Origin of the sequence: Kurthia sp. Dielmo (assembly GCF_000307285.2) — a bacterium.
Lineage (GTDB): Bacteria > Bacillota > Bacilli > Bacillales_A > Planococcaceae > Kurthia > Kurthia populi.
The window spans coordinates 63,558-69,646 of sequence record NZ_HE578961.1 but is presented as its reverse complement, the minus strand read 5'-3'; the positions used below and the strand labels follow the sequence as shown (position 1 = coordinate 69,646).

The 6,089-nt window shown below is 39.8% G+C and carries 9 protein-coding genes; 1 reads left to right on the top strand and 8 read right to left on the bottom strand.

Translation table 11 applies throughout. From position 1 onward, the window contains the following. Both KTHG_RS21490 and KTHG_RS15770 read right to left on the bottom strand, forming a co-directional pair. A partial coding sequence (locus tag KTHG_RS21490) for a hypothetical protein (protein ID WP_147633134.1) occupies positions 1 to 218 on the bottom strand: 218 nt, incomplete at its 3' end. Positions 219 to 245: 27 nt separating this feature from the next. After that, positions 246 to 890, bottom strand: a complete 645-nt coding sequence (locus KTHG_RS15770; protein ID WP_139995046.1) for a hypothetical protein — start codon at positions 888 to 890, stop codon at positions 246 to 248. A 289-nt stretch (positions 891 to 1,179) separates the two neighbouring features. Between KTHG_RS15770 and KTHG_RS21485 the strand changes: the two genes are divergently transcribed. Next, positions 1,180 to 1,338, top strand: a complete 159-nt coding sequence (locus tag KTHG_RS21485) for a hypothetical protein (RefSeq protein WP_186439669.1) — start codon at positions 1,180 to 1,182, stop codon at positions 1,336 to 1,338. 235 nt (positions 1,339 to 1,573) lie between these two features. Here the strand turns inward: KTHG_RS21485 and KTHG_RS15765 are convergent, their stop codons facing one another. The 6 genes from KTHG_RS15765 to KTHG_RS15740 all read right to left on the bottom strand — a co-directional run bounded on the left by KTHG_RS15765 (position 1,574) and on the right by KTHG_RS15740 (position 6,079). After that, positions 1,574 to 1,951, bottom strand: coding sequence for a LysM peptidoglycan-binding domain-containing protein (locus tag KTHG_RS15765; RefSeq protein ID WP_139995044.1), 378 nt, complete (start codon positions 1,949 to 1,951; stop codon positions 1,574 to 1,576). A gap of 16 nt (positions 1,952 to 1,967) precedes the next feature. Next, positions 1,968 to 2,549 carry a hypothetical protein gene (locus KTHG_RS15760; protein WP_139995042.1) on the bottom strand — a complete coding sequence of 194 codons (582 nt, stop codon included), beginning with the start codon at positions 2,547 to 2,549 and terminating at the stop codon, positions 1,968 to 1,970. 143 nt (positions 2,550 to 2,692) lie between these two features. Continuing rightward, positions 2,693 to 3,346: a hypothetical protein gene (locus KTHG_RS15755; protein WP_139995040.1), complete on the bottom strand. Its 654-nt coding sequence runs from the start codon at positions 3,344 to 3,346 to the stop codon at positions 2,693 to 2,695. Positions 3,347 to 3,368: 22 nt separating this feature from the next. Further along, positions 3,369 to 3,638, bottom strand: a complete 270-nt coding sequence (locus KTHG_RS15750; protein WP_139995038.1) for a hypothetical protein — start codon at positions 3,636 to 3,638, stop codon at positions 3,369 to 3,371. A gap of 8 nt (positions 3,639 to 3,646) precedes the next feature. After that, a complete protein-coding gene (locus KTHG_RS15745) occupies positions 3,647 to 4,651 on the bottom strand; it encodes an N-acetylmuramoyl-L-alanine amidase (protein WP_139995036.1) in 1,005 nt (334 codons plus the stop codon). Between the two features lie 75 nt (positions 4,652 to 4,726). Next, on the bottom strand, positions 4,727 to 6,079 hold the full coding sequence (locus KTHG_RS15740) for a PQQ-binding-like beta-propeller repeat protein (protein WP_139995034.1): 1,353 nt from the start codon (positions 6,077 to 6,079) through the stop codon (positions 4,727 to 4,729). Between the last annotated feature and the right edge of the window lie 10 nt (positions 6,080 to 6,089).

Genomic DNA, 6,089 nt, shown 5'->3' with positions numbered 1-6,089 from the left:
GTGATAATATCTTGCTCTAAGTTGTTTTTTTTGATATTCGCAATTTCCTCTAACACTAAATCAACATCTTCTTCTAGCCATACATAATCATGTGAGAAATTCAGAAACTCACATTCAAGGTTTAAATCGAAATGAATTGTTTCGCCTTTTTTTTCTAAGACATTCAAACCAACTTTTGTTTCGCTAAACTTGATGCTCAAATCCTCTAAGTAGACCATTTCTTTGACACTCCTAATAATAAATAATTATTTTGCTTTCCAAATTTTCTTTGGTACGTCTTGTCGGTACATTGTTTTAACAGTCTTGCCGTTATTTGTCATAACTAAAGTCGTACCAGTTTTTTTATCCCATAAGATCTGTGCGCCCGATTTTTTATCTACAAATGGTTTACCATGAGCTAAAGTATCAGCCACCCATTTCTCTTTAATTCGGCGCGTACCTCCTCTTTCTAATGCATGTTTAGTGAAGTTACGCATTGCACTTTTCTTACCTAATGCTACCAAAGCTTGTCGAATAAGAGCAACAACTATAGGCGCTAAGAACGCTGGAATACGAGCTTGAATTAAACTATCTTCATCAGCAAGTTGACTATCCTCTGTTACTATTTCTGAAAAGTCCGAGATAGACTCGAATTCTTCGTCTGTTAACTCTTCAGTGGGATCAACAAATTCTCCTTCTCCATTAACATACCCATACCCTAAATCGAAGTCTCTATTTTCTGATGTAGCTTGATAGAAATATTCGTCGTATAACATTTCTAATTTTTCTAAGGATTTTTCTTCTGTAACCTCTGGGCTTACCTCTTCTGCTTTTGCAGTGTTAAACACTTCAAAATTAATCATCGAAAAAGCTAAACTAAACGCAATTAAAGACAAAAATATTTTCTTCATCAAATCTTCCTCCTTTATATGTTATATATTAACAATAAAGGATTTATAAGTATTAAATACACTTATTGGATAAATGAACTAATATCAAGTAATAATGACATAATTCAATACACATTAAAGGCATAAAGTTAAAACTTGAATTCTTTGATGTTGATGCGATTTAGTTATTATTGCATCTAATTCTTTAATATTTTTCTGGGCTTTATGTCATCTTTAGAATTGTTTTTTATGTATATATGTTATAATTGTACTAGGCGATTCCCTTGTCGTATGACCGGGGGGTGAACGAATGTTTGAGGCCTTTTGCATTGCATTGATTACGTGCTATATTCCAATGATTATCAGAGGAATTCATTTTGAGGTAACGAAAGATGAAAACGGTAAAGTCCGTCGCACGATTAGTTTCAATAAACGTGCAAAAGAAAAAGACTCCGATTCAGAAGAATAGGAGTCCCAGCCAAGAAACACAAGTTTAACCGTCTACCAACGGTTTTACTAGGCAACGACCTTCCACATCACTTATGATGGGGTCCGTTCGTCCGAGTAGCAATCGGAAGTTGGATAAGTCGCCCAGGGAGAAGATGTTCGAGCATCTTCTCTTTTGTTTTATATTACCATGCCAATTAGAAAACTTCAACATAACACAACAAAACCGCCCTTAGAAGGCGGTTTTTTGTATGTATTTATAGTGGAATAGCAAGCGTATCTCCAGCTCGCACTTCACGATCAGCGAGCATTGGATTACGTTCAATAAGTAATTCGACATCTACACCGAACATGAAAGCAATTGTTTCAAAGGTATCTCCTTCTGCCGCTACGTACACAATGGAATCAATCTCTTCAATGTCATCCATCGAAGCGGAGATATAAGCATCCTCAAACGGAAAGAAATAGGCGCGATCTTTAATAGAATATTTTGCACGTTCATATATTTCGAATGGTGTACCTTTTGCAATGTAACCAATTCGTTCCCCTAGCACTTCACTGGGACGATCATAAATTGATACGTCAATTAAAGCTGTGTAGAAGCTAGGTGTTAAATAATAATTCAGACTAGACATGCTTCATCACTCCCTATTAAAGTACGCCGCCGTCAACTGGGCCATTTTTGTAGCTGTCGAAATCTTTACGAAGCTGCTCGTGGTTAGTTGTTAGCATAGTTAATTTTTCTAGCAAATCCGTATTCTTTCCTTTTTCAGCTTCTAAAGCCGTTTCGAGGTCAGAAACTTTCTTATCCTGCTCTGCTAATTTGTCATCTTGGCTGGCAATCTTGTTAGCTTGTTCAGTAATATTTTCAGCCTGTGCAGCAATTGTATTGGCTTGTTCAGTAAGCGTTGCTGCGTTCTCACCAATCGCTGTGCTGTGCTCGGCCAAAGTGCTTGCTTGCGTTTGAACCTTGCCCTCTGTTAAAAGACCTTGTTCTGTCGCACCTTTTGCAGACTCTTTTGCTTCTGCAATGCCTTGTAATAATGCTTTCGTGTCGCCTACTTCTTTGATAGCAGTAGCTCCCTTTTCGTCAACATAGCCAACGAATAGGCGTTGTGTGTCAGTAGTAAAGCCTAGTTGCGCTTCACGTAGTACACCGTTGTGTAATCCAGCTTCGACCCCTTTTTTAAGAGTGATTTCGGCTTGAACTACTTTTTGCTCAATTGTTTCCATGAAGAATTCCTTCTTTCTGCGGTTTGACTTACAAAGATATAGTACCGACCAAACGAGGGTTTATTTGTTAAACGACAAAAAGAAAAGCCCCTTCAAATAGAAGGAGCTCGTGTGTGAAAAGCAACGGTAGATTTAGTTCAAGCTTACGCTTGTGTGCCAACTAACCATAAGCCACCGATTGGTGCTGTAGCTGGAGCAGTAGTTGCAACTTGGACTTGCTTACTAGCAGCAGTTTCTAAGGCTGTTACGCGTGTGTTTGTTGCAGTTAAATCAGTCTGGTTTGCTTTTTTAGCAATCTCAGTTTGGTTTGCTTTAGCTAATGCGTCTACTGTACCAAAAGCTGTTTTGTTTTCAGTAACAGCTGTACTGATTTCTTTTAATGTGTTAAGCGCTTCTGGGACACCTTCGCCACCGACTAAAGCGTCGATTTTGCCGTTAACGAATGTTTCAGTAGCTAGACCATTTAAGTCTGCAACGTCAGCTTTGGCAAGTAAAGCAGTGTCGACATCAGTTTGTTTTGCGAAACCAGCGACAGCAGCAGTTACGTCAGTTGTTTTCGCATAACCAGATAAAGAGTTCGCTTCTAATTTTTTATCTAATTCTGCTTGTAGACCTACTACGTTAGCTACTGTAATTTCTGTGCCACCTGCAGCTACTTTCGCAACGGCAGCATCAATGATTGCTTGTTTTTCAATCGAAGCAACACTTGTTGCGACCTCTGCAGTTTTGGCAGCGTTCGCATCTACTTCTTCCCATACGGGTGCGGTAGCAGTACCTACGTTAATTTTTAATAACATAATTGTTCACTCTCCTATGTATTTAAGCTTTTTTAATATTGATGAAGTAGCTAACAATATCATCAACTGTCGCATCTTCATCGAGTGCTGCGTTTTCATCTAAGCGATTGATAGATTCAATTGCTTGTTTCCGAACATCTTCTATGACATCTTCCATCTCATATTTTGACGAGATTCGCGCAGTATCAATAATCTCGTCTGCTCGTAGGCCATTTAAGTGCTGTGTATTGTATGCATCTAAATGAACCCAATGCGGAACAGCTTCCGAACCAATATTCACTCGCAAGTTCATATGCTCACCTACTTATCTGTATAAGCTTTGACGTTGTTACGGTTAGCAGTAATGTAACCGCCTTTAACTTTGAACACTGGGCAGCCATTGGCTTTGTGAGCTAGTTGTAGGATTTCGAAGCGAGTGTTCTTTTTAATTTTGTCTACTTTTGTTTTTAAGTCGACATCCTTATAAAGACCAGCACTTGTTAGTGTGACTAACTTATCCTTTTTCGATGTGAAATAAAGATCCTCGAATTCACGATGTAAAACGTAATCTTTATTCGCTGTCATGTAATAGAACTTAGCGCCGTAGCGTACCTTGAATACTGGGCAACCATTTGATTTTTTCTCTAACGATTCAACAACCAAAATTGTGTGGGCATCTTTTGTGGCCACTTTGTTTTTTAAATCTTTGTCAGAGTATAGGCCGAATGATTTACAGCCTTCCACCATGTCATGTTTTTTAACATAGTAACCTTCTTCGCCCCAGTCTTTCTCTGGCGTTTCTTCTTCTAATCCATTTGCAATGTCTTTCGCAAATTGGCTACGTGAGATACCCATGCTCGCTAAATAACTGTACGGATCAACATGCGTTGTGCCACGAAGGTGAGTTGTTACCCATTCGTGTGTTTTGATACCGTTGTTCATGCCGTTATCAAGTTTGCATTCTACTCCTGCTTCGTGTGCTAATTTACGTAGCAACCAGATATAAGCAGCGTAGTCTTGTTTGAACCTAGCTTTGTTATTTGTGCGAGCAATCTCTACTTGCGCGTAGGAATACGGATTACCGTTTGGACCACAACCATACTGTAGTTTTCCTACTGGCGCAGTTTGTACAATACGGCCACCGCCGCCTACCCAGTGACTTACGAATACAGAGCGACCGTTGTTCATTGCGCTAATTTCGCGGTCCAGACTATCGGCGCCTGTATTGTTCGGATTCCCTGCTTCGTGTGCAATGATGTACTTAGAAGCAACTAACGAGCGAGGGTTTACCCAATTGAAAAATTTCTTTTCGATTGTATAACTCATATGTATCATCCTTTCTTATGCGTCGTACATTGTATTAGTACGCATTGTAGAAAGGCATTTAATGCAAAACTAAAATTATTTGATGCGATATTGAATGTTTCGTCTCACGCACTTCAAGTAATAGTCACTAGAATCAGCGATAATCACTTTGTTTGTAATAGGTGTAACCGCAATTTCGTACACGCTATGGTATGAGCCGACATTGTGTGACCACAAGGCTACTCCTTCGTGATTCATTTTAACCATCGTACCGCCACCGCATACATAAATGAAACCTTGCGGGTCCCCTGTTAATGCATAGCCAGACGAAGGAAGTCCTGTGATGAACCAATTTTTCATTGGAGAGTTTGCATTGTATTGAGCGACACCGTTGTTCCCTGTAGAAATATAGACTTTACCATGTACAGGATCCGCATGAACACGAGAGACGCTCCCGATGTCTGAAATCGAAGCTACCCACTGCAATGCAACAGTAGAACCGCTGTCTACAAAACAAGCTAGATAATTATTAGCTGTAATAGCGTAAACGTATTTCACGCCATTCATCGTAGCGAACGACATATCTTTAATCGTGTTATAAGCCGATTTGTCGAGCGCTGTTCTCCATACGATTTGATTTGAACTATTCGCCTTAACCAGATTAGACACACTGTCTTCTGTTGCAATGTAGACGTCATCAGTTGCTTGGTTGATTGAAATTGCACAAACGTTGGCATACGAAACATCTGGTAGCGTAATTACCGTCATATTCCCTGCCTTATCGAATTTCTTAACAGAAGCATTCATTTGGTAGCCAGCATACCCATTGCCTTTACTATCTACTGCAGCTACTTTACAGTCAGACGAGCCCGCTTCTTTCGACCAGATTTTCGTTCCAGAAGCGGAGATGTAATAGAATGAGTTGTCAGCATGAGCGAGATAAAATGAATCATCGGGCAATGTAGCCATCCCATAGTAATAATCCGAGCCCATCTTAACAGAGAACACTGATTGTTGGTTGGCCGATACAATTTCTAAATCACTCTCATTGACAGTATCGCCAGCGAATAAACCGCCTGTCTTTAGGTTTGAAATGGCTGTTGCTAATTGGTCGAATGTTGCTGTACCCGAAACACTTTGACCTTTGTCAGTAATCGCACTAGCAACTGTGACTTTCCCGTCACTGACATTTTGAAAAAGTTCATTGATTGAAGCAACGACGCTTGTTTTTGCAGTTGTTTTTAGTGTAGATAGTGTGCCGATACTTGTTTTTAATGTACTAGCGCTTACCTTTCCACTTGTTAAAGAAAGGCCACTTGTTGTATCAACGCGACCAGTTAAGTCTTGCGCCTGTGCTAATGTCTTTCCTCCGAGTGTTGTTGCATCCTCTGCATCAACAACAGTCCAGACAGGTGTTGTTTCTGTTCCTGTATTTACACGCAATTTCATTATGTATTCC